At 69.7% G+C, this 22,689-nt stretch carries 20 protein-coding genes; 7 read left to right on the top strand and 13 right to left on the bottom strand.

The genetic code is table 11. The features are described 5' to 3' along the window. Nucleotides 1–92 precede the first annotated feature (92 nt). The 3 genes from CP973_RS30885 (at nucleotide 93) to CP973_RS30895 (ending at nucleotide 5,399) form a co-directional block, all read left to right on the top strand. Nucleotides 93–1,457 carry a hypothetical protein gene (locus CP973_RS30885; protein ID WP_150247146.1) on the top strand — a complete coding sequence of 455 codons (1,365 nt, stop codon included), beginning with the start codon at nucleotides 93–95 and terminating at the stop codon, nucleotides 1,455–1,457. Nucleotides 1,458–1,701: 244 nt separating this feature from the next. After that, nucleotides 1,702–4,065 (top strand): ATP-binding protein, encoded by a 2,364-nt coding sequence (locus tag CP973_RS30890; protein ID WP_150247147.1) that lies wholly within the window; start codon nucleotides 1,702–1,704, stop codon nucleotides 4,063–4,065. Continuing rightward, complete coding sequence (locus CP973_RS30895) at nucleotides 4,062–5,399, top strand: SUKH-4 family immunity protein (protein WP_150247148.1); 1,338 nt, start codon at nucleotides 4,062–4,064, stop codon at nucleotides 5,397–5,399. The genes CP973_RS30890 and CP973_RS30895 overlap by 4 nt, the downstream gene beginning before the upstream one ends. Before the next feature lie 275 nt (nucleotides 5,400–5,674). Here the strand turns inward: CP973_RS30895 and CP973_RS30900 are convergent, their stop codons facing one another. From CP973_RS30900 to CP973_RS30915, 4 genes are all read right to left on the bottom strand, one after another. Next, nucleotides 5,675–5,974: a hypothetical protein gene (locus tag CP973_RS30900; RefSeq protein WP_150247149.1), complete on the bottom strand. Its 300-nt coding sequence runs from the start codon at nucleotides 5,972–5,974 to the stop codon at nucleotides 5,675–5,677. A gap of 155 nt (nucleotides 5,975–6,129) precedes the next feature. Continuing rightward, complete coding sequence (locus CP973_RS30905; protein ID WP_150247150.1) at nucleotides 6,130–6,687, bottom strand: hypothetical protein; 558 nt, start codon at nucleotides 6,685–6,687, stop codon at nucleotides 6,130–6,132. A 195-nt stretch (nucleotides 6,688–6,882) separates the two neighbouring features. Further along, the gene (locus tag CP973_RS40235; protein WP_167538546.1) at nucleotides 6,883–7,710 is read right to left on the bottom strand and encodes a hypothetical protein; all 828 of its coding nucleotides are present in this window, start codon (nucleotides 7,708–7,710) and stop codon (nucleotides 6,883–6,885) included. Nucleotides 7,711–7,718: 8 nt separating this feature from the next. Next, nucleotides 7,719–8,195 (bottom strand): hypothetical protein, encoded by a 477-nt coding sequence (locus CP973_RS30915; protein WP_150247151.1) that lies wholly within the window; start codon nucleotides 8,193–8,195, stop codon nucleotides 7,719–7,721. 676 nt (nucleotides 8,196–8,871) lie between these two features. Between CP973_RS30915 and CP973_RS30920 the strand changes: the two genes are divergently transcribed. Then, nucleotides 8,872–9,201, top strand: coding sequence for a WXG100 family type VII secretion target (locus CP973_RS30920; protein ID WP_150250527.1), 330 nt, complete (start codon nucleotides 8,872–8,874; stop codon nucleotides 9,199–9,201). Nucleotides 9,202–9,364: 163 nt separating this feature from the next. Next, on the top strand, nucleotides 9,365–10,357 hold the full coding sequence (locus tag CP973_RS30925) for a WXG100-like domain-containing protein (RefSeq protein WP_150247152.1): 993 nt from the start codon (nucleotides 9,365–9,367) through the stop codon (nucleotides 10,355–10,357). Nucleotides 10,358–10,736: 379 nt separating this feature from the next. Here CP973_RS30925 and CP973_RS30930 read toward each other — a convergent pair whose 3' ends face one another. The 9 genes from CP973_RS30930 to CP973_RS30970 form a co-directional block, all read right to left on the bottom strand. Then, nucleotides 10,737–11,837: a WXG100-like domain-containing protein gene (locus tag CP973_RS30930; protein ID WP_150247153.1), complete on the bottom strand. Its 1,101-nt coding sequence runs from the start codon at nucleotides 11,835–11,837 to the stop codon at nucleotides 10,737–10,739. Nucleotides 11,838–11,870: 33 nt separating this feature from the next. Beyond that, nucleotides 11,871–12,209 carry a WXG100 family type VII secretion target gene (locus CP973_RS30935; protein ID WP_244410128.1) on the bottom strand — a complete coding sequence of 113 codons (339 nt, stop codon included), beginning with the start codon at nucleotides 12,207–12,209 and terminating at the stop codon, nucleotides 11,871–11,873. Between the two features lie 429 nt (nucleotides 12,210–12,638). Beyond that, complete coding sequence (gene mycP, locus CP973_RS30940) at nucleotides 12,639–13,961, bottom strand: type VII secretion-associated serine protease mycosin (RefSeq protein WP_150247155.1); 1,323 nt, start codon at nucleotides 13,959–13,961, stop codon at nucleotides 12,639–12,641. Between the two features lie 92 nt (nucleotides 13,962–14,053). Then, complete coding sequence (locus CP973_RS30945) at nucleotides 14,054–15,553, bottom strand: hypothetical protein (RefSeq protein ID WP_150247156.1); 1,500 nt, start codon at nucleotides 15,551–15,553, stop codon at nucleotides 14,054–14,056. Between the two features lie 49 nt (nucleotides 15,554–15,602). Next, on the bottom strand, nucleotides 15,603–15,950 hold the full coding sequence (locus CP973_RS30950) for a hypothetical protein (RefSeq protein ID WP_150247157.1): 348 nt from the start codon (nucleotides 15,948–15,950) through the stop codon (nucleotides 15,603–15,605). After that, a complete protein-coding gene (gene mycP, locus CP973_RS30955) occupies nucleotides 15,943–17,217 on the bottom strand; it encodes a type VII secretion-associated serine protease mycosin (RefSeq protein WP_150247158.1) in 1,275 nt (424 codons plus the stop codon). Before mycP (CP973_RS30955) ends, CP973_RS30950 begins: the two co-directional genes overlap by 8 nt. A 187-nt stretch (nucleotides 17,218–17,404) precedes the next feature. Then, on the bottom strand, nucleotides 17,405–17,695 hold the full coding sequence (locus CP973_RS30960) for a WXG100 family type VII secretion target (RefSeq protein ID WP_003982686.1): 291 nt from the start codon (nucleotides 17,693–17,695) through the stop codon (nucleotides 17,405–17,407). A gap of 131 nt (nucleotides 17,696–17,826) precedes the next feature. Then, nucleotides 17,827–18,150: a WXG100 family type VII secretion target gene (locus CP973_RS30965; RefSeq protein WP_150247159.1), complete on the bottom strand. Its 324-nt coding sequence runs from the start codon at nucleotides 18,148–18,150 to the stop codon at nucleotides 17,827–17,829. Between the two features lie 273 nt (nucleotides 18,151–18,423). Then, the gene (locus CP973_RS30970; protein ID WP_150247160.1) at nucleotides 18,424–20,052 is read right to left on the bottom strand and encodes a type VII secretion protein EccB; all 1,629 of its coding nucleotides are present in this window, start codon (nucleotides 20,050–20,052) and stop codon (nucleotides 18,424–18,426) included. A 378-nt stretch (nucleotides 20,053–20,430) separates the two neighbouring features. Here CP973_RS30970 and eccE point away from each other — a divergent pair, with 378 nt between their 5' ends. Both eccE and CP973_RS30980 read left to right on the top strand, forming a co-directional pair. Further along, on the top strand, nucleotides 20,431–21,651 hold the full coding sequence (gene eccE / locus CP973_RS30975) for a type VII secretion protein EccE (RefSeq protein WP_150247161.1): 1,221 nt from the start codon (nucleotides 20,431–20,433) through the stop codon (nucleotides 21,649–21,651). Further along, entirely contained in the window at nucleotides 21,651–22,499 is an 849-nt protein-coding gene (locus CP973_RS30980) for a hypothetical protein (protein WP_150247162.1), read from the top strand. The genes eccE and CP973_RS30980 overlap by 1 nt, the downstream gene beginning before the upstream one ends. Nucleotides 22,500–22,689: the final 190 nt, after the last annotated feature.

Consider the following 22,689-nt stretch of genomic DNA (forward strand, 5'->3'; position numbering starts at 1 on the left):
GCACTTGCCGGTTCGCGTCGAGATCTCGACCGGCATTGCTATCGTGCGCGGTCGCATGCCGGAGAAGCGCACGCGGGAGAGAGCGGAGCAAAATGCCACAAATTCGGGTGCTCGGTAAGGGCGCGCGGATCACGGCGGGCACCTTGTGCCTGCTTTTCCTTCTGCACACCCTGTACTGGCTGGGACACGATCTCGTATCGGCCGGTCCCGGCCCGCTGTGGGACCTGTGGACCGGCGGCACTCCGGTGGGCGGCGGCCGTTCGCCGGGTTCCGGCGGCTTTCCGGACGGCGCCTATCCGGTCACGACTCCGTACGAGGTGGGTCTCGCCCTGGTGCAGGCAGCCGCCGTGGTCACCGCGTTCGCCGGGAGGCGGGTGGCCGGCGGCCTGCTGGCGGTGGCGACGGTGCTGACGCTCTCCCTGCGCGTACAGGCCATCGTCAGCACCGGCACCCACACCTCGACCAACCGCTGGTTCGTCGGCCTGGACGGCTACAGCAACGACTCGACCCTCGGGGCGGTCTTCCTCTCCTCGGGCGCGCTGGTACCGCTGACGCTCATCGCGGCCGTCGTACTGCTGGCCGGCATGCGCGCCTGGCCGCAGCCCGGCGCGGACGCCGGTCCGCCCCCGACGCGTCCCGCCGCGCCGGCGGGCCCCGTGTCCGCCATCGCGCTGGGTGCCTCCGCGCTGCTCTGGTTGGTCTGGATCTGCTACGTGCTGACGCAGGCCCTCGGCAGCGGGTACGGAATCCCGCTGGACGCGATATTCACCGGCCGTGGCCTGCTCCTCGGCATGCTGGCGCTGGCACCCGGCTGGGCCTGGGCGACCTTCCTGCCGCTGGCCGCGGTCGGCGCTCTGCTGGCCGCCACCCGCCGGGTCTCCGCACGCGGCTTCGCCGTCGGCACGGCGCTGGTGGTGCTGCCGGTCGGCTTCCTGAGCATGTGCGCCTACCTCCGTACGGGAACGCTCTTCGACCTGGGTGACTTCGCACCCTTCGGCGCGCTGCTGGGCCGCGCGCAGATGCTGGTGCACCTGGCCGGTTCGATCGCGGTGCTCGCGCTGATGGGGCGGCGCGGAGAGCCGGTTCAGCCGGGGATGGCGGGGGTGGCGGGGATGCCGGGGATGGCGGGACCGGGCCTGCCGGGGTTTGTGGTTCCCGGGGGGCCGGGGTACGTGGGGGCTCCCGCGTACGGGGGGCCTGGTGGGGCGCCGGTGGCTGGCGGGTCTCCGGTGCCTGGCGGGGCGATACCCGGTGCGCCGATACCCGGTGCGCCGATGCCTGGCGCGCCGGGGCCTGGCGCGCCGGGGGCGGGCGCGTACGGCGGGTACCAGCAGCCTCCGGTCGGTCCCGCGCCGGGCGGCTACCCGGGGCCCGGCGGCCCTCCGCCCGCAGGCCCTCCGGCGCCCGGCGGGTACCCGCCGCCGCAGGGCGGTTTCGGTCCGCCGCCTACGGGCTGACCTGCGGCTCCGTGGGCCACGTCGGCGGTGACGGCGACGGCGACGCTGGCGGTGACGGCGGCGGTGTCAGTGCCGGATCGTAGGATCGGCCCGAGTCGGAGAACCGGGAACGGGAGCGCGGAAGGCACGGAGCGGGAACAGCGGCAGCAGCGGAAACAACAGCAGCACGATCGGCGAAGATCGGCACAGCAGGACGGCCGACAGGCACACGCGACGATCCACGACGGTAAAGGGCGAAGGATTCATGGGGGACGAGGAATTCATGAACGCCTCGGACGACGCCTCGGACGAGGAGCACGGCGGCGCGGTGGGGTATGCGCCCCACCCGCACATCGGCGGCCGTACCGCCGTGCTGCGCGCGCTCGCCGCGTGGCGCATGCAGTGGCCCGGCGCGCCCCGCGTCGTCGTGCTCACCGGGAGCCCCGGCAGCGGCCGTTCGCGCCTGGTGACCGGCTTCCTCATGCTGTGCGACCCGGAGTACCGCAAGCAACTGCCGCTGGACGACCTGGACCCGACCATCGTGCCGCCGGACCTGCCCGCGCCCGCCGTGCCGGATCCCCGGGGGCTCACCGCCGACCAGTTCCTGTGGACGATCGCCGACCACTACGGCCTCGGTGCCGCCCGCACCTCGGACATCGTCCCCGAACTCGCCGCGGCCGCGGACCCGGTGACGATCGTCGTCCCCGACGTCGACCGGGCCGGCCCGGTGCGCGCCACCGAGGAGCCCGCCCGGCTGGTGCGGGACGTGCTGAAGCCGCTCGCGGCGGCCGGGACGGTCCAGCTGCTCGCCGACGTGCCACGGGAGCTGACCGCCGAGGTGATCGAGTCGCTGCCGGCCGGGCAGGGCCAGGTGATCGACCTGGACGAACCGCGCTGGGCCGACCCGGCGGGCCTGGTCCTCCAGGTGGAGACGTCGCTCGACCCGAGGCTCGGCGCCCCCGCGCTGCCGTACACCGAAGATCCCGGCGCACGCCGGGCACTCGCCGAGGCCGTCGCGGAGCGCGCCGACGGCAGCCGGCTGACCGCGCAGCTCGCCGTGCAGTGCATCCTCATGCGGCCCGAGGGCTTCGACCCGGCCGACACCTCCGGGTTGCCGACGAACGTGGGTGAGGTCCTGGACTGGCACGCACAGCGGCTGGGCGCCGACCCTCAGACGCTGCGGCTGATGCTGGCGGCGCCGGCCCTCGCCGAGGGAGAGGGGCTGCCCATCGAGCTGTGGGGCCCCCTGGCGAACGCCGTCGCCGGGCGCGACATGAGCCGTGAGATCGCGGACGGGATGCTGCTGGCGGGGCCGTTCGTGCAGCCGGTGGAGGTGCAGGCGCCGACGCAGGCATCTGTGCAGACGCCCGTGCAGGGCTCTCCCACGGAGCAGGCGGGTGAAGAAGCCACCGGCAGCCGTACGCTGCTTCGCCTCGTCCATCCCGCTGTCGCCGACGCCGTACGGGCCGGTCTGGCCGACGTGCGGGGCGCGCAGACCCGTATCGCCATGGCGCTGCTGGAGGCCGTACCGCAGCAGGACTGGTCCCGGGCCGACCCGTACGTCCGCGACCACCTCGCCGCGCACACCCTGGCGGCCGGCCTGCTGCCGCAACTGCTCACCGACCCGGCCCTGTTCGCCCACGCCGACCCGGTGACCCTGCGGGCGGCGGTCGAAGCCGTGCCGTACGACACCCTGGGCGCCCCGGCCCGCACGTACCTGCGCACGGCCCCGCTGCTCACCCGCTCCCAGGCGCCCGTCGCCATGCGTGCCGCGCTCCTGGAGACGGCCTTCGTCGAGGACGGCCTCGGTCCGTACGCCGACGCGCTGCACGCGCTCGACCTGGATCTGCCGTGGCGCACCCTGTGGAGCATGTCGCTGCCCGGTGTCACCGGCGTCACGGTCGGCAGCCTTCCGCAAGCTCCGGCCGACGGGGCGGCCGCGGCCCCGGGGCGCACGGGCGGCGGACAGGAGAGCGATGCGAGCAGCGGTGCTGCCAGTAACAGCGATGCGGGTAGCAGCGGTGCGAGTGCGGCGGCTTCCGCCGCACTGCCCGTCGCTGTCGTTCTCGTCCCCGAGGGCACCCCGGGCTCGCGCGCGGTCCCGAGCGGTAGCGCGGGGACGGGCGATGGCGCGGGGACGGACAACGGCGCAGAGGCGATCAATGGCGCGAGGGCGGGCGGCACCGCCGTGCTCATCCATCAGTTGCTGGGCCCCGGAACCGTGGACGCCGACCCGGCGCTGATCCTGCGCCCCTCGGAGGACGCACGGGCCGCGGCGCCGCTCGCGCTGAGCCGGGGCGCCGACTACCTCCGCGTATGGGACCGACAGCGTCGGACAGTGGTGGCCGCGCTGATCAGCGACACTCCCTTCACGGGAGCCGACCTGTCCCCCGAAGGCGTGCTCGTCGTCGCCACGGCGCGCGGCGTGAAGGCGTTGCGGATACCGCTGCCGGAGCCGGTACCGCTACCGGAACCGCCAGGGGACACCGCTGCCACGGACGCCTCCGTACCGGCCCCCGCCTCCATACCGGCTCCTGCCTCCGCCCCGGCTCCCGCCGCTCCCTCCGACCCCGACCACCCAGCCGACACCCCCGCCGGCCCGCACGGCCGCGAAGGAGACCGTTCGTGATCACCCAGGCGCAGGCCCAGGCCACCGCCGACCGCTGGCTCAACCCCGAGGGGCACCAGGGCCCGCCGCGCCAGGTCGGCATGCAGGAGTTCGACCTCGGCTGGGTGGTGTGGGCCGTTCCGCCGCCGCCCGAGACCGACCCGGTGACCGGTGGGCGCCGGCCGCCGGCCGAGGTGGGCAACGCCTGCGGTGTCGTCGACCGGGCCAGCGGCGAGCTGACGGTCTGGCCGTCCGTACCGGTCGACGAGGTCGTACGGATGTACCAGCAGAAGCACGGCGCGGGCAGCGGCGCCCCCGCCCCGGCGCCCGCCGTACCCCCGGTCACCGGCCCCGGCAACACCGCCGTCGCGACGTACCGCGACCCGGCGAGCGGCGAGGAGACCAACCTCGTGCGGGTGTCCGGCCCCGGCCTGCCGCCCGCCGAGTACCAACTCGCGGACGAGCTGCGGCGCATCGGCGTACGCGGCGAGGACGTGAGCGCCGTGCACACCGACCTGCGCCCGGCGCTGCTCCCCGGTGGCTATACGGGCGACTTCGTCTTCCGTGCCTTCCCGAACGCCCGCTTCTCCTGCACCGAGGGCTACGGCATGGCGCCCGAGCAGCGCGCCGAGGGCGTCGCCGGGCTGCTCCGGCACGTCGAGATGATGCACCAGCTCGCCGGACAGCAGCCGCCGCCGCGCCCGCATCGCCTGCCGGTCCCGTCGCCCGACAGCGTGCCGCGCGCCGAGCCCGTACGGGACGTGGCGCTCGGCAAGCGGCTCGCCGAGGTCTTCGGCCCGCAGGGCGTACTGCGTCCGGACGCCGACGACATCGCGGGCACCCAGCTGCCCGAGGCCGCCAAGAAGACGCTGACCTGGGCCGGGCTGCCCGTGGAAGTGCCGTACTTCTTCACCGCCGACCAGGCGGACCGGGCGCCCGCCGGCGGCCTGCTCACGGACGCGGCGACGCATCTGCGCGCGATCGGCACCGAGGCCACCGAGGAGACGCTCGGAAACCTGGCGGGCCACGTCCGCATCGGCACCGACGGCGGCTATGTGATCACCGTCCAGTGCACGGCGCCGGAGGAGAGCCAGGCGCTGATCGGCGCCGTGTGGGCGGTCCAGCCGTCCACGGGCGGCGGCCGGTTCGTCAACGCCTCGCTTGCGGCGTTCCTGCGGTCGCTGGCCCTGCTGACGACCACCCGGCAGCAGATGCGGGGCATGGACCCACGCGCAGCGGGGGCGGCGGTCGCCGCCTTCCAGGAGCAGCTGGTCGCGATCGACGCGTGGTCCCTGGACAGCGACAAGAACTGGTGGTCCCTGATCGTCGAGCAGATGTGGCACGGCTTGTTCTGACCGTGCTCGACCGTCTAGGAGCGGGCTCGGCCGGACAGGAGCGGGCCCGGCGTGACAGGAGCGGGCCCGGCGTGACAGGAGCGCACTCGGCCTGCTCTGAGCACGCTCGCTGGGCTTGCTTTGGGCGCGCTCGCTGGGCTTGCTCTGAGCACGCTCATTGGGCTTGCTCTGAGCACGCTCGCCCTGCTCCGAGAACGCTCGGCCTGCCGTCCTGACCGATTGTGGTCATCGCCGACCGGAACGCGCCCCGTGCGTCACGGTCGGCGGCCGTCCGCTCAGGGCAGCAGCAGCCAGTCCGCGGCGAGGGCCGCCGCCAGCCCGACACCCAGCAGCCAGGTGCCCAGCCGCGTACGCCCGTTGCGGCTCAGCTCGATCACGATCCCGCACAGGATCAGCGCGGCCCCGTACACGCCCACGACCAGGACCGACGTGCGGCTCGCGAGACGGACCACGAGCACGGCCGCCATTGCCGCCATCAGCACGGAGGCCAGGACGATGCGTACCCGCCTGGCCTGACGCGGAGTCAGTCTCCCGAGGCGGCCGGGCAGGGGCTGTTCATCGGCGGGTGCGTCCATGAGCGGGAATGCTACGGGACGGTTGTTCGGCTCCGTAGCGCCTCCCGTACGGAACGGCCGCGCGCCCCCGTGACACCCGTACGGAGCGGCCGCGCGGCTCCCTGACGCCCGCCACGGACCACGTCCCGCGATCCGCGACCCGCGCCCGCGACCCGCTACGTGAAGAAGAGCACCGCCCCGGACAGCACCGCGCCGATCAGCCCGGCGGCCATCACCCCCACCATCAGCGTCCGCAGCACCCCGGCGCCGATCGACCGCCACGCGTCGTCGAAGGACGGTGCGCCCCGGAAGCGGTAGCCGGTCACGGTGCAGAGCACGCCGAGGACGAGGACGACCAGGCCGCCGCACAGGCACAGCACCCCGTTGGCGAGCCGGTTCCAGCTGTGCTGCACGTAGCTGGAGCGGCCGACCTGGCGTACCTCGATCAGATCGCCCTCCTTGAACTTGTGCCAGGAGTCGACGCTGGCGTTCAGGTCCTTGGTCCGGCCGTCGTCCGACCGGAACGTGCCGTAGCACTGGATGTCACGCGTGCGGTTCCCGGAGTGCTGCTTGTTCGCGTAGTGGTAGTCGGTGGCACACGCCTCCACCGTGATCTTGCCGGGGCTGCCGTCCACCCACACCGAATACGGGCCCACGTAGACACCGACCGCGATCAGCAGGAGCCCGGCCAGCAGAACACCGACACCGATCAGCCGCCCCAGCCCACGGTTCACCCCGTCCCGCACACCCGGCGCGTTGCTCCCACTGGACGCTTGGGACGCGCCTGACCTGGTGTGTTCCGACTGTGCTGCCATGGTCAGCGATCCTTTCCAGGGGCGTGCGGAGGAGCGGGACGAGCGAGACGCGCACCGGCATGCGGAACATGCCGACGCGGGCCGGGTGTACGAGCTTCTGCGACGTGCCCGAGCCTACGGCCCGTACGCACCCACCCGGTCGGCCAGGCGGCCTGCAGCGTCACCCGTAATGCTGCAAAAAGAGAAAGACGGCTGCACCAAGGATGCCCATCCCGGCGACGGACAGCAGCAGCGGGCGCAGCACGATCCCGCCTGGCAGCCCGTCCCAGTGTCCGCGAACGACCGTCCCCAGCGCGCACCGAAGCCGGTCAACAGGCAGAACACGCCCGCCGCGAGCATCGGCAGCGCGACCGCCACCCCGGCGAGGTTTCCCCAGGCTCGCTTCCACCCGGCGACCACGTACGTTCCGCCGTCCCCGGCCTGGACGGGGACCCGGGTACCCGGCGGGTACACCGTGTCGGGGTGGAAGGTACCGAACGGATTGATACTGCCCGTACTGCCGGTGCTCTCGGTACTGCTGGTACTGCCCGTACTGCCGGTTTTACTACTACTGCTGGCACTTCTGGTACTGCTGTTACTCCCGGTACTGCTGGTACTGCTGGTACTGCTGGCGCCATCGCCGCTACCACCGTTGCCGCCGTCCTGGTCGGGGTGGAAGGCGCCGGTGCAGCTGATCGTCCTGCCCGCATGGCGGCCACTGCCGGCGGACGGATAGCGCTCGTGGCACTCCTCCACCGTGTACGTGCCGCTGGTACCCGTGATCCCGGCGGCAAGAGCCGCCTCCTTGACCGAGATCACACCGACCATCGCCCCCAGCACCAGCAGGACGAGCCCGACGGCGCGCCCCAGTACGTAGCGGGCGGCGTTACGGCGGCTGGTCACCGCCGCGAGCACCCGACGCAGCGCCCCGAGCGAGGCGAGCGGCCCACGGTGATCCGTCACAGACCGCATCAGACGATCCCGTCCACGAGCAACGCGCCCCCGGCACCGAGGGCGGCCAGCCCGCCGACCCCGGCCGGGGCGCAGCGGACCACCATCCCACCCGGCACGCGACGCCAGGCGTCCCGAAATCCCGGACCGCGACGACCACCGAATCCGGTCAGCAGGCAGAAGAGACCCGCCACGACCGCGCACACAGCGACGCAGACGATCGCCAGGCTCTGCCAGATCCACTGCTCATCGATCATGACGAACCTGTAGTCCGTCTTCTGGACCGCCAGTTCCGTATCCGGCTCGAACTTGGCCGGGGTTTCGACCGTCGCGTCCTCGACGGCGGTGTCGTCCCGGTCGGCGCGGAAGGTTCCGGCGCAGAAGTCGACGGGCCGTGCGTGCCGGTGCCGGGACGAACCGACGCGCTCGAACTGCGTACGGCACTCCCGCACGGTCAGCGTGCCGGCGTCACCCTTGTGGCCGTTGGGATAACGCATGTCCGCAGCGGTCATCCCGCCGAAGAACACCCCGGCGAGGACGAGGCCGGCGCCGACGACCCTGCCTGCGGAGGAGCGCAATCGGGCTGAGGAGCGCGTGCGTGTGAAGGACTGCGTTGGCATGGAAGGACCGTGTTGCTGTGGAGGACGGTTCGGCTTTGGTGGGCAGTTCGGCTCTGGTGGACGGTTCGGCTCTGGTGGTCTTCATGTGTGCGGGATGGACGGCGGCTGCTCGGTGCTCATACGGCCGGGAAGCCTCGGGGCCGCACGGCCGGGCACAGCGCACAGCGGCCGCCCGAACACCTGGTACCCCGAGGCACACAACTGCTTGACCGAGCAGGTACCGAAACTTAACCACCTCTTTCCCCGTCGGCACCACTCCCCTCCCACCCGCATTCCGCGGGCCAACCACACCCCACCCCGGTCAATCCACCTATTTTCGACTCTCATTCGAGCCCATTCACCACACCCCGCGTCTCAACCACCCGCCCTCAGCGCCCTGTTACCCCCACTTTCACCACCACTGTCCCCTCCCTGACCTCCGCCGTTACCCCGGTGACCGCCCCCAATGGCCGCCTTGACATGCCTCCGTTAAGAGCACATAAAGTGGTCACGCTGGACGTGTCGAGAGTGAAACGCGCCAAGCGCGAATGACAGGGCAATGACGGGGGCCGTGATGGCGGGCAAGGCATTCGACGTAGATCCCGAGGTACTGCGTACACAGGGTCACGCGTTCGTGAACATCGGTACGGAGTTCAGCAAGGCGGCCAAGAAACTGAAGGACGACCTGGAGGGCCTCGGAAAGCCCTGGGAGGACGCGGACTTCGGCGCCGCCTTCGACACCATCTACACACCGATCCGTGACGGCATGTTCGAATCCATGGATTCGCTGGGCGAACGCCTCGAAGGCATCGGCGACAAACTCCAGGGCATGGCCCGTACATACACGGCCTCCGACGAAGAGGGCGTGCACGTCGTCAGCTCGGTCCAGCGCCCCGCCGTTTGAGGCACCCGGCCGCACCGTATCGGACACCTCGCGGCCCGCGGCACGCACCGCCCGCCCCCACCCCTCACCCTGACCCCACTCCACGCCCTGACCTGCGCCAACGCCAAGAGCAAGAACGACACTCCAGCCACGCACGGCTGCTACCGCACGGGGGACGATCACTGTGTCACTGACACTGCCGAGCGAGGTCGCCTGGGTCCTCGGGCTTCTCGGGTACGACTGGCCGGAGGCCGACGAGGACGCGCTCTTCAAATGCGCCGAGACCTGGCGCACGTTCGCCGCCCAGATCGAGCAGGCCGCTTCACAGGGCGGATCGGCGGCAAATGAGGTGGTCGCGGCCAATACGGGCGAAGCGGTCGAAGGATTCACCAAAGAGTGGGGCGCCTTCTCCGGCAGTTCCGGTTCCGACCATTACCTGCGCGACGCCCAACTCGCCGCCGAAGTCATCGCCCTGGCCTTCGACACGGCGGCCATCGCCGTGCTCACCGGCAAGATCGCGATCATCGCCCAGCTTGTGATCCTCGCCGTGGAACTCATCGCCGCGCAGGCCGCCGCCCCGTTCACGTTCGGCCTTTCCGAAGCCGGCGCGGCGGGCGCCACACAGCTCACCCGCATCGCGGTCCGGGAAATCCTGAACAAGATCAAACAAGAGGTCGTCCAAGCCGCCACCAAGGCCATGGAACACGCCACGATGGACGCCATCAAGAAGATGGCGAAGAAGGCCGTGTCCAAGGAAGCCCGGCAGCTGGCGATGGACTACGCCAAGAAGACGGTCAAGGAAACGGTCAAGGAGACCGTCAAGGACAAGGTCGTCGAAGAGGGCAAGGCGAAGGCCACCGAAGCCGCCACGGAAATGGGACAGAACATCGCCCAGCAGGGCATCGAGCACCATTTCGGCGCCCGCGACGGCATGGACTGGGGTGAAACCGCAGACATCGGTAAGGAAAAGGCCAGCGCATACGTCGACGGCCTCAAGGAAGGCGCCCAGAGCCTGGCCGACCCCCAGACGTACGTCGACCACGCCAGGGAAGACCTCACCAACCGCGGCCTCGACACAGCCCAGAAACACGTCGACAACCGAACCGGCGGCGCCGCCACACGCCACCAGAACGTCACGGACGGCGCGAAGGATTCAGTGCGGGCCGTGTTCGGCTGAGCGGACGCGGCCGGCAGGTTCGGCCGGAGGGCTCGGGCGGGAACGTTCGGCCAGGGGGCTCGGGTGAGGCAAGACAGCCTTCAAGCACCGCCGCCGCGATCCGACTCGTCCGGTACCAGCCGTCATACGGAGCCCATCAGCCGTAGCGGATTGGGAGTGGCAACCGGGCCACGAGGTGCTGCGGCGCACCCGCCACTGCCCCCAACCCTCCACCCTCCGATCCGCCCTCCGCCCAACACGCCTCGCACCACGTCCCTCGCCCCACACTCTTCGCCGTACGCTCCTCACCCGCCGGCCCGCCCGTCCGTGACCGCTCATGCGCCGCCCGAACAACATCCGGATCCGACCCGCACAACAACCGGACCCGAGCAGCCGATCATCAACCGAAGACAGCACGCACGTCCCCGGCAGCACCACCCCCCGAGCCTCCGCCCCCTTGCGTCCTCCCTCCCTCTCCCTCTCCTCCAGCACCTCTCACCCCTTCGACACCTTCCGTTCCCCCATCCCCCTCTCCTCTCCCTCGCCGAAGGACTTCCCTCGCCTTCGTCTCCAAGGCGCTGTTCCCCGCCTCCGTCGCCCCGTCGACAAGCCGGTCCCGATGAGTCGCGGGGTCGAGGAGTCCGGCCAAGCCGCCCTCCCTCCCCCCTGAACCACTCGGCGCTCCGGCGATGTATTCACCGGGCTTGAACACCCCACCCTCGACCGCTCCGAACTGCTTTCCGAATTCCTCCTTGGCGCCACCCAGCGTGTCCCCCAGGTCAACGCCGTCACGAGCACCGAAGTGGCTCTCGGCACCTTGCTGAACGATGTCCTGCCCTGCCCCGGTCACGATGTTTGTGGCCTTTTCCTTGGCGGGATCGACGACGATGTCCCTGACGGCCTTCTTCGCATAGTCCGTCGCGAAGTCCTTGACCTGCTTCTTCATGAAATCCGAAGCGATCTCCTTCGTGCCCTTCTCGGCGGCTTCCGCCATGGTCGTGGTGATCGCCTCGACGACCTCCCGCTTCAGCGTGTCCAGAAGCCGCCGTACCGCAAGGCGGGTGACCTGAGTCACTCCCAACGCGCCCACCTCGGAAAGACCGAGCGTGAACGGTGCGGCGGCCTGCGCCGAAATGAGCTCGACGGCCAGCACAACGAGCTGCACGATCACTTCGGCCTTGGCCGCGAAGACCGCGCCCGCCGCCACCTCAAAGCCAACCCCGATCACATTGGCCGCGACCTGCGCATCGGGCAGGTAAGAACCCGGCCCGTCGGAAAAACGCTCCCAGGTCTCCGAGAAACGGCTCACCGCCTCACCCGAGTTGGCGGACACAACCTCGCGTACGGCCGATCCGCCCCGCCCGTCGGTCCGCCCGACCTGAGCCGCGAACTCCAGCCAGGCCCGCCCGCATTCCATGAGCTTGTCCTCGTCCGCCTCGGGCCAGGAGTACCCGAGCAGATCGAGCACCCACACGACCTCACCGGGCAGCGTCAGCGCCACGGTCACCGCCCCTCGGGAAGCGCCCCGCCATCACTAGCCCCAAGGCGAAGAGTGCGAACGCGAAACCTGCCCGACGAGTTGCACCCCGCCCCGCTCCGCCGCCTCATATCTCCTCGCCATTTCCTGCAAACTCTCCCCCATCCCCTCCATTCGCTTCCCGAGCGAGTCCATGGACTTGAACATGCCGTCCCGGACCGGCTCATAAATCATTGCGAAGGTGTCGGCGAATTCCGCACCACACCATGGCTTCCCCAGCCCCTTCAACGTCGCCTGCAACCTTTTCGAAGCACCCCCGAACTCCGCCCCGATCTCAACGAACTCCCGCCCCTGACGCCGAAGCCCGTCCGTATCGACATCGAACGCGTCACTCATCACAAACCCCATTCGAGACCAGGCACCACGCCTCGACGAACGCCACGCCCGCCGACGACTCAAGACGCCGTGAGCCTTCCACGCCCCCACCCCCGCAGCAATCGCTCACCGCCCCTCCCCCACCACCCCAATCACCCACCCCGAAGAAACCTTTAACGCCCGCCCCCGAGCCGCCGCCAACACGCTCCCTTACCCAACCCCCTCCACCAACCGAACACTCCCATCCCATCCCCACCCATCAATCGATCCACGTCCGTCAATAAGCCGTCACCAACAGAACGAACCCCAGCAAAAACCGCCACCACTCATCCGAGCGAACGACTATCACACCGCTGACGGCACATGCCGCCACGCCACGTCGCCCCCACCCGAACGCGAGAAGGGGCCCGCATCAAACTGCGGGCCCCTTCTTGCCAACTCTCTCCTCAGCTACTGCCCCGGAGGCTGGGCAGGCGGAGCCGACGGGTATGAACCGTAGGGATTCGGCTGCTGCTGGTACGAGCCAGGCTGATGCGGCGGGTAGCTCACGTTGCCACCGGGACCGCCGTAACCACCAGGACCACCGGGCGGCGGTCCACCGTTGTTCTTCTTCCGCCGGACCACAGCAACAACGACCACAAGCAGCACCACGATCAAAACCAGCACAAGACCGATGATCACGATGGGCGGAACCCCAACACCGCTGCTCCCACTCGCCTTCTCCTCATCGGCCTTACCGGGACCGGCCCCGTCATTACCCGCGGACGTCGGGTCCTGCACCTCGGGAGCCTTGAGCGGCCCGTACTTGGACCCGGCCGGAATGTTCTCGGTGAGCGCGCGGTACGGGCGAATGGTGCCGTAGCCGTACTTGGGGCTCGGCGTACTGATGCCGGACTTGCCGTCGGGGGTGATCGCCGTCTTCGTCAGCCGGTTGGCCACCTGGCCGGCAGTGAGGTCCGGAAACTTGGAACGAACGAGCGCGGCAGCAGCAGAGACGTAGGCCGTAGCGTCGGACGTTCCGTCGGCCTGGCGGTATTTGGAGCCGAGGCCGGCGGAGTAGATACCTTCGCCGGGGGCGAGGAGGCGGATGTGCGGTCCGTAGTTCGAGTCTTTCCAGACTTGCCCGTTCTTCGCTACAGCACCGACTGCGAGAACGCCGGGAGCGGCAGCAGGGTATTGAGGCGTCGCGCTGCCGTCATTTCCCATACCGGCAACGATCAGTACGTCCTTAGACAGTGCGTAGCTGATCGCGGCCTTCTCCTCTTCGTCGGCACGCGCTTGCACGAAGGACATGTTGACGACCTTCGCACCATGATCGACTGCGTACCGCAACGGCGCCGCGAAACCATTGCCGTGGAAGGTGTCGTCGTAGTCCTTTGTACGGATCGGGAGGATCTTGGCATCCGGTGCCAAGCCCATGATTCCGTCCGCATTATTGGGGCCATGCCCATGACCAGCGATGAGTGCCGCCATCGCGGTCCCGTGATCATCTTCGGTCTCCTGGTCGGCCGGGCCACCCTTGACGGCGAAGCTCTTGCCCGGAAGGACACTCCCCTTGAGGTCAGGGTGGTTGCCGTTGACTCCGGAATCGATTACCGCCACGGTGATGTTTCTCCCCGTGGATTCCTGACGAACCTTGTCGGAGCCGAAGGCTCCGAGCGCCCACTGCCCGTCTCGGATGTAGTCCGCCGAAGCAGCCGGCGCGGTGCCGATGACCAGCGCTCCCGCCAGGACCGCGCCGCTCACCGCACGCAGCGTCCGCGTGAAGCTCATGCCGTACACCTTTCCTGAAACAGGACGGGGCCCACAGCCCGAGGACTGCGGGCCCCGTCTCGTCTTCGCCGGCTGTCTAGACCGACTGGTCCCTACTCGATGACCTTGGGCGCCACATTACGCTCCGGCGTCCAGGTCTCCTCGTCCTCGACGAGGTAGTCGGGGCGCTGTCCGTTCTCGCCCTTGTCCTTGCCCTTGGCGCCGTGTGCGCCCGGAGCACCGGCCATGCCCATCGGGCGGCGACCGTTCGCTCCGGCACCGGCCTGCGCGCCACCGCGGCTGCGGTGCAGACCGGAGCCGCCCTGTGCGCCGCCACCGGTCTTGCTGCCGCTGGTGCCACCGACCACGCCGCCCTTCTGGCGGGCCAGCGCACCACCACGGCCGCCGCCTGCTCCACCGCGGGCTCCGGCACCAGCGCCTGCCGCGCCACCCATGCCGGGCATGCCGGCGCGGCCGCTCCGAGCACCCGCACCGCCGGGGGCACCAGGGGCGCCGCCCCCGATGCGGCTGGCGGACGTACCACCAGGACGTCCGCTTCCCTTACCGCCTCCAGCGATACCGGGCATTCCCGGCGGGCCGCCGACGTGCCCGCCGCCACCGGGGCCGCCGCTGTTGAGACCGCCACCGGGAGTACCCAGCCCGGGGCCGCCGCCGGAAGGCCCGGTGCTGCTCAACCCGCCGCCGGGGCCCGACGGGCTTGGCGGGTTGAAGCTGTCGAGGCCGGTGCCGATGTTCGACGGCATCATTCCCTTGCCGGGCTGCACAGATCCCATCCCGCCGTGGATTCCGTCCGTCTTCGGAGTCTTGAGCCCGTCGGAGGAGAAGCCAGGACCCTTGCCCAGGGAACCTCCGGGGCCGCCAACGAGGGGTTTGGGCTTCTTGGCCACCGCTGCAGGCAGCGGCAGAACCGGGGGGACGGTAGGGCCGGTCTCCGGGGGCGGGATGTCACTCGGGTCGTCGACGCCCACCCCCCTCGCCCGACCGATCGCGGCGGCGTTGGTCCGATATGCGGCTCCCAGATACTCCATGGTCGCCGCAGCCTTCAGCTGTGTTTCCTTACCGGCGGAAAGCGAATCCTCCTGGTCTTCGACGACCTGGGCCGCGCTCTTGCCGCCCGAGAGGGCAGCGTCCGCCTTGGAGTCATCTCGATTACTGTCGGTCGCCCAGTCCCAGGCCCGGTCGCCCCAAGTCGGCCATTCCATCCCATCGAGGTGCTTCTTGTACTCGCTCAGCGCTTCACTCGAACGCTTCATACCTTCGCCGGCGAGCTTGGCGTACTGAGCACCGTTCTCGATGTTCTTGCTGATCTTGTCGGCACGCTCCCGAAAAGCCTTCGCGGCGTCGCCTTCCCAGTGTTCGAGTACTTCGTTGATGGCCTTGTCGAAGAACGCCTTGATGCCGCCGCCGTTGTCACTGACAAGGCGGTTGTGCACCTGCTCCCAGGCGTGCCCAACGCCAGCCACCACTTCCGGCTTGGCGTCGGCCACCATGGCCTTCAAGGTTTCGAAGTCCATCTTGTGGAACTTCGTGGTGTTTTCGATCGCATAGCACTTGTCCTGCGGCGCGTACTTTTTGTCCGCGTAGCTACCCACGGCTCTTCCCCCTTTTCTGCTCAGCCTTCACAGTATCCACAGTCACAGCTCACTGATACTGGCGGTTGGACGGAGCCGGGCCGTGCTTCATCGCATTGCTCGTGTCCTGCTCGCGGTCCTGGTACGCGCCATGCGTCCGGGAGGTCTTCTTCGTCAGGTCGTCGATCAAGTCCTCAAGCTTCTTGAGGACTTTGGTTTCGATGTGGTTCTTCAGTTCGGTGTGCGCATTACGAAGCTCCCCCTCCTCAGAGAACCCCTTCCCCAACGCTCCCTCCGGCAAGTGCGTCCCGCTCTTCGCCTTGCCCGAAGCCCCCTGCATGTCCTTGAGGACCGCGTTGAGCTTCTTCACCACTTCATCCAACCGATCAAGATCGACGCGGTAGGAATCGTTAGCCATGGTTGGCCTCCCCGTTCGAGTTGTAGCCGGTCTTGCGGCGCCAGTCGCGCAGGGCGATCGAGGTGCCGACGACCGTGGCGACGGCCAGTGCGCCGCCGCCGATGATGTAGATGGCGATGCGGGCCTGTCGTTCCTCGGTGGATTCGCCGATGGTGAGGACGGCCGGCTGGATGTTGGCGCCGGTGGCGGCGGAGTCGGAGTTGCTGTCCGGTTTCGGCTCGCCGGTCGGCTTGGTCTTGTCGTTGAGGGCCGCTACGGGGTCGACGACACCCCAGCCGATGTTGTGGTCCCGGTTTTTGCGGACACGTTCGGCGGTCTTCTCCAGGTGCCAGATGATCTCGCGCGGCTTCCACTCCTGGTGTTCGGCCTTGTTACGGCCGATGAGGAGGGCCGCGGCGCCGGCCGCGTAGGGGGCGGCGAAGCTGGTGCCCTGATCGACGCAGTTGCCGCCCTTGGGGACGGTGGAGACCATGTCCACGCCGGGAGCGGCGATGTCGACGAAGGCGCCGGCCTGGGAGAACGGGGCCCGCTCGTTGTTGCGGTCGGAGGCGGCGACGGCCAGGACGTTGGAGTTCTCGAAGGCGGCGGGGTACATGCTCTGCTCGGCGCCGCTCGCGCCGCCGTTGCCTGCCGAGGCGACGATGAGGACGTTCTTGGCCTCGGCGTTGGTGACCGCGGCGCGCAGCGGGCCCAGGAGCGCGGGGTTGGCGTTGGTCCCCTGCGAGATGTTGATGATGTCGACGCCCGCGGCGACCGCGTCATCGATGGCTTTGGCCAGGCTTTCGGCCGTCCCGCCCTTTTCCTTGTCCGTCTGCTGGAAGGGAACGATCGTCGCTCCTGGAGCGATGCCGTAGAAGCCGGAGCCGCTCTTCGAGCGGGCGGCGATGATGCCCGCGACCTTGGTGCCGTGACCGACCTGGTCCTCGGTGGGCTTGCCTTTGGGAACGTAGCTCTTGCCGCCGCTGATAGCGTCGCGCAATTGCGCGTTGCCGGAGTCGACGCCGGTGTCGATGACCGCGACCTTGACGCCCTCACCCTTGCCGCTGGCCCACAGCTGCCGCGTTATCAGGCGTTGCAGCGACCACGGGGTCTCTTTGATGTCGTCGGTGCCGAACGTGCACTGACCACTGTTCAGCGGCACGTTCGGGTCCGCGATCGCCGGGGCTGCCGTCACACAGGACAGCCCGACGACGCAGGCCGTTCCGGCCAGTGCTGCCGCCGCACGTCGGCGGTGGCCGGCTCGGTGACCAATGGCGCGAGATCCCACGAGGTGTCTGCTCTCCGTGTGTGGCGGATTCGGGAAGGTGAAGGGGCGGAACCGGTGACGTGGAGGAAGGGGGTGGACTGCGTGAGGGCGAGCGCACTGTTGCAGCGCGCCCGCCCTCATTCACCACTGTGCGAGCCTTCGTGGCTGCTCAGCCGTTGTGCCGTGGCTGTCTGTCGACAGCCACGGGTCAGCTCCAGATCTGCGCGTTCTTGGACTCGGTGCTCTGGTAGTTCTGAGCGGCCTGGTCCAGGGCCTTGGCGATGGCTTCCAACGTCGAGTGCAGGGAAGCGGCGCGCTGGTCCCACTCGCGCTGACGGGCCTGGTAGCCCTCCTGCGCGGAACCTTCCCAGCTGGCGGCGATCTTCTTGACGCCCGACTCGAGGTCGTCGAGCTGGGTACGGATGTTGTTGGCCGTTCCGCGCACGTCGGAGGCGGCCTGGGAGATCGTCGCGAAATTGACGAGGATCTGGCCGGACATATGGTCTCCTCAGGGAGTTGATCTGGTCGATTCACACGCCGCGGCAGAACGGCCGGCCCGGAGCCGCCGAGGCGGTGGGCCGGTGTGCGCTACGGCGAAGTGGGCGCGCCGCGGTGGGCGGCGCGGTCCCGTCATCCGAAGGGCGAGGCCTGCGCGGAGACGTGGGACATCGACTGGGCCTGCTCCTCTTCCGAGGCCACGTAGTTCTTCGTGGTGGCGTCGATCGCTTCCTTGATCTCGTTCAGCAGCTGGTTCAGGCGGTTGGCGTCGTCATTGACCTGAGACTGCAGCTGGTGGTACGAGGAGGCCGCAGCACCCTTCCACCCAGACGTGATGCCCTCGACGACCCCGTTCAGACGAGAGATCTCGCCCTGGATCGACTGGTTGACGGAGGCGATACGGCCGCTGAATGCGACCATCTCCTCCTCAGTGGTTGTGAACTGCTGACCTGCCATAAGTCAACGTCCCCCATGAGACTCGTACGTCGTACCGGGGGCGCGCGTGAAGTCAGCCCCCGGTCGGCATCTTCTGTCGACGCCTCCCGCCACTTTAACCACTCCATACGCCCGCCCCCAACAGCGGGTGGGCGGTTGTGACGGGATCACAACAAAGCCAACTGTCCGACCGGGAATGCCGATTTGATGGAAACGGACAGATGCATTTCTTTCGGTCAGCGCTGCCGGTGCAGCGGCACCCACGGATGTGAAGAAGAAGTGAGAGTGTCGGGGTCAGGAGCTCTGTGGCTTCTTGGCGCTGTCGACGTCCAGCGAAGGCCCTTCGGACAGCAGCTGTGACCACGCCTTGTCGACCGTCGGCGGGTGCACGCTCTCGTATCCGAGGTGGATCTGCGCCTGGTCGCGCTCCTTCTCGGCATTGCCCGCCTTGGTGGCGCTGTCGTTGCTGCGCGGCACCGAATAACGCAGCCCGGTGTCGGTCACCAGGAAGAGCGGGCCTTCCTTGGCATTGCCCGTCACCTGCTGGTACAGCAGGCCGCTGCCAGGCGTTACGTACGAAGCCGAACCGGAGGCGATGGCGGCCGGGTAGTCCTTGCCGACCCAGGTGGTCATCTTCGGTACGGCGCCGTCGAAACCGAGCGCCTTGCTCGCGCCGTTCGCGTACTCCGTGCTGGTGCCGTGGTAGACGCTGCAGGCGACGTCCGCGCCCTTGCCCGAGTCGCCGATGCCGGGGCTGCGCCGCGTCGCCGCGGCGTTGGCCATGGTGACAGCCTCGGAGGGCCACAGCGCCGTGCCCGGAACCTCTGACATGAACTGGACGACCTGGTCCTTGTCGTCACGCTTCGGGGTGATGCTGTCGGTGGAGACCGAGATCGCCTCCATCTTGTCGCCGCCCTTGTTGACGGCGGTCGCGTTCGGCCCCTCCAGCAGGAGCTTGGCCATGAAGTTCGAAACCTTCTCCAGGCCGTCGGCGGTCACCACGTACTTCTGGTTGTCACCGGCCTTCAGGACGTTGCCGATGACGCTGTACTTGGCCGGCACGCCCTCGACGGGCGTGCGCGTGCCGGCCTTGTCCACCCGCGGCATGATGAGCGGCGTCTGGCTCTTGATGAGGGTGTTCATCCATTCGGAGGTCACCTGCTGCGGCTGTGCGTCCCCGAAGATGACCTGGCGCAGCTTGTCGTCCTGCTGCTCCTTGACCGCAGGCGAGGGGGCCTTGCCGCCGAGCGCGTCGAACTTGAAGGCCACGCCGTTCTCGTCGACCAGGTACTTCTCTCCCTGCGGGTCCTGGACGTACAGCGCCTGATGCAGATCCAGCTTCCCCTGGTTCTCCACCCGTGCCTTGTCCTTGCCGCCCAGGACGAACACCGCCTGCTGCGACTTGCTGTTCTCGCCGCTGCCCGGGCGGTCGCAGACCGCCCAGACCTTCGGGGTGCCGGCCTCCTTGGCGGTGGGGAGGCGGTCGGGGGCGTACGGGATTCCGATTGCGGGGCCGTGCGGGATTTTTCCGTCGAGTTCCTCTTCCTTCACCTTTACGACCTGAAACTTCTTCGGGTTCAGCAGGAGTTTCGCGGAGGCCAGGTTGAGGATCGGGTGCAGGAGTTTCTGGGTGCTGCCGTTTTCGCCCTTGCTGTTCAGGACGACATACCGGGTGGTGGACTTGTCGCCGACGATGACGTTTTGGGCGGGGGTGTCCCAGCCCTTCGGGGCGACCGGCTTGAGGATGCCGCAGGCGCCGAAGCCCACGGTCACGACCAGGCCGAGCAGGATGCTCGGGAGCACGGCCTTGAGAGGTCGCGGCGCACTCTCGATCGAGCCGTTCGGCAGCGGCTTCAGAAATGCCGCAGTCGTCCGCTTTCGAGCGAACGAATACGCATTCAGCTCGTCCCGACGTGATGCCATTGTTGCTTTCTCTCCCCGCCTGTCGGATCCACCGTGGACCGCCCCCGGCACTCAGGCCGCAGCGCCCTCTACTATGCCGTGTGTCGATCGACCCGTACGGTACGGGTGCCACCTTCCGGCGCACCAGTCTCGACGACGGTACTGAGGCCGGGAAGACATACCGCTCAGAGGCACAATGCTCGGAGCCACATCATCAGTAGAGGAGCAGGCCGGGGGATGTCCAGCGCCACCAGGGCTCGACGCCGCAATGGACGGCAACAGCAGCAACAGCCTTCCGCCGCGCCGCAATACGCGGGAAATGCGGGCCAAAACGGTATAGCTCCGGGCAATGGAGGAAATGGGAGCCGGGGTGGTGGTGCGGACCGGCCGGCCGGTCCGGTGGCGCCCCGGCTGCGCGCGCAGGCGGGCAGCATCGGCGGCGTCCGCGTGCAGCAGCTCGCGCTCATCGAGATCGCCGCGGCGCTGGTGCTGGTGGGCTGGACGATCCACCCCGTCGCCCTGACCGTCGCCGCGGTGGTGGCGGCCGTCCTCGTCGTCTTCGCCCTCGGCCGGCGCCGGCGCGTCCCGCTGCCGGAGTGGATCACGACGGTACGGGCGATGAAGCGCCGGGCCAAGCAGAGCGGTCCGGCCGGCGCCGCCGGCGGCGTGGACCCGGCCTTCGCGCCGCTGGTGGAGTGCGACCCGGCGCTGCGTACGTACGAGTACACCGACGCGGAGCAGCGGGCGATCGGCTTTGTCGGGGACGGTACGTTCCTGACCGCGATCGTCCAGGTGGAGGGCCGCGACGAGCCGCTGCGCCCGCAGAGCGGCAGCCGCCCGCTGCCGATGGATGTGCTGCACACCGCGCTGGACGTGGAGGACATCCACCTCGAATCGGTGCAGTTCGTGCAGTACACCCAGCCCGCGCCCGCCCCGCACCTGCCCGAACAGGCCGTCGCCGCCCGCTCCTACGCGCCGCTCCAGGCGCAGACCAAGACGCCGGCCCTGCAGCTGACCTGGATCGCGCTCAAGCTGGACCCGGAGCTGTGCGCCGAGGCCATCGAGGCGCGCGGCGGCGGCATCGACGGCGCCCAGCGGTCGCTGCTGCGCGCCGCCGACCAGCTCGTCAGCCGGCTCTCCGCGCACGGGGTACGGGCCCGGGTGCTCGCCGAGCGCGAGGTGGTGGCCGCGGTCGGCACCGCGGTGTGCGTCAGCCCGCGGGCCGCGAACGGCGCGATGGGCCGCGACGGCCGCGCCGCGCGCCGCACCCAGGAGACGGTGCGCGCGATGCGCTGCGACGACCGCTGGCACACCACGTACTGGATCGGCCGCTGGCCCCAGCTCGGCCGGGGCGGCACGCCGCTGGCGGGCATCGTCCAGCTGCTGACCAGCACCCCGGCGATGGCGAGCACCTTCGCGCTGACCGCCTCGCACGGCAGCGGCCGGGCGCCCGCCATCTCGGGCTACGTCCGCCTCTCGACCCGCAGCGAGAACGAACTGACCGCCGCGCAGAGCGAGTTGGAGCGCCGTTCCGGCTCGGTGAAGGTCGGGCTCGTACGGCTGGACCGCGAGCAGCTCCCCGGCCTCCTGGCCACGCTCCCCCTCGGAGGTACCCGCTGATGGCGACGCCCACCTACCAGCCCCGCGCCACCCCGAGCAGCGACGGCTGGCGCAATCCCCCCATCGGCGGCGCGCCCTCGGGCGGCGGGCCGCGGCTCTCGCACGAGCCCCGTCCCGACGAGCGGCAGGCGGCGCCCACCGGGCCGCGCCCGCAGCCGGGCTTCGGCCTGCGCGGCCCGCGGCGCAGTCCGCACGTGCTCACCGCCGAGTCGCTCGCGTCGTTGACGCTGCCGGTCGCCGAGGACGGCGTCATCGTCGGCATCGACCCGCAGAACCGCCCCGCGGTGCTGAGCCTGCTGCGTCCCGGCCCGCTCGAAGTGGTGCTGGTGGGCAGCATGTGGCTGGCGCAGGTGCTGGCGCTGCGTACGGTCGCCACCGGCGCGCGGGTCGCCGTCGAGACCGCGCGGCCGCCGGCCTGGGCGCAGATGGCGCAGGCCGCGGGCGGCGGGCAGCAGTGCGTCTCGGTGCACGACGTACGGCAGATCGCGCCGCAGGGGCCGTCGGTGTCCAGCCCGGTCCTGGTCGTACGGGACATGGGCGCGCGCCCGCCGCGCAACCAGCTGGCGCCGAGCCCCTGGCAGACCACGCTGACCGTACTGCCCTTCCTGGGGCCGCGGTCGCCGCAGATGATGTCCCGCGCCGACCTGGTGTGCCTCCAGCGGCTGTCGCCGGAGGAGGCCGAGGTGGTGACGCGCACCATGCGGCTGCCCGCGCAGATAGGACAGGTGCTGCCGACGCTCAGCGACAACGCGATGCTCTGGTGCACGCGCGACAGCCACGAGTTCGTGATGACGCAGCCCACCGACGCGGAGACGCAGCTGCTCGGCCAGCCGCGCCGGATGGACTGACGCCCCGGCGGGGGCACTCACACGTACGGCGCGGGCGTCCGCGGGCCCCTCATGGGGTGGCCGCGGGCCCGCGCCCTCGTGTTGGCGTACCTGCCCACGCCCCCGTGACCGAGCCGGCCGGACCTGCGGCGGACGGCGCGCCGACGGGTGTGACCGGTGGTGCGCCGGGGGTTGCCAAGACGAGATGACA

The organism is Streptomyces albofaciens JCM 4342, assembly GCF_008634025.1.
Lineage (GTDB): Bacteria > Actinomycetota > Actinomycetes > Streptomycetales > Streptomycetaceae > Streptomyces > Streptomyces albofaciens.

What these genes read in the sequence shown, in the direction of transcription:
- CP973_RS30900 (WP_150247149.1), bottom strand. Translation starts at nt 5,974, where the DNA reads ATGGACGCACCCGCCGATGAACAGCCCCTGCCCGGCCGCCTCGGGAGA.
- CP973_RS30920 (WP_150250527.1), top strand. Translation starts at nt 8,872, where the DNA reads ATGGCGGGCAAGGCATTCGACGTAGATCCCGAGGTACTGCGTACACAG.
- CP973_RS30885 (WP_150247146.1), top strand. Translation starts at nt 93, where the DNA reads ATGCCACAAATTCGGGTGCTCGGTAAGGGCGCGCGGATCACGGCGGGC.
- CP973_RS30935 (WP_244410128.1), bottom strand. Translation starts at nt 12,209, where the DNA reads ATGAGTGACGCGTTCGATGTCGATACGGACGGGCTTCGGCGTCAGGGG.
- CP973_RS30970 (WP_150247160.1), bottom strand. Translation starts at nt 20,052, where the DNA reads ATGGCATCACGTCGGGACGAGCTGAATGCGTATTCGTTCGCTCGAAAG.
- mycP (WP_150247155.1), bottom strand. Translation starts at nt 13,961, where the DNA reads ATGAGCTTCACGCGGACGCTGCGTGCGGTGAGCGGCGCGGTCCTGGCG.
- CP973_RS30915 (WP_150247151.1), bottom strand. Translation starts at nt 8,195, where the DNA reads ATGCGTTATCCCAACGGCCACAAGGGTGACGCCGGCACGCTGACCGTG.
- CP973_RS30980 (WP_150247162.1), top strand. Translation starts at nt 21,651, where the DNA reads ATGGCGACGCCCACCTACCAGCCCCGCGCCACCCCGAGCAGCGACGGC.
- CP973_RS30960 (WP_003982686.1), bottom strand. Translation starts at nt 17,695, where the DNA reads ATGTCCGGCCAGATCCTCGTCAATTTCGCGACGATCTCCCAGGCCGCC.
- CP973_RS30965 (WP_150247159.1), bottom strand. Translation starts at nt 18,150, where the DNA reads ATGGCAGGTCAGCAGTTCACAACCACTGAGGAGGAGATGGTCGCATTC.
- CP973_RS30890 (WP_150247147.1), top strand. Translation starts at nt 1,702, where the DNA reads ATGGGGGACGAGGAATTCATGAACGCCTCGGACGACGCCTCGGACGAG.
- CP973_RS30950 (WP_150247157.1), bottom strand. Translation starts at nt 15,950, where the DNA reads ATGGCTAACGATTCCTACCGCGTCGATCTTGATCGGTTGGATGAAGTG.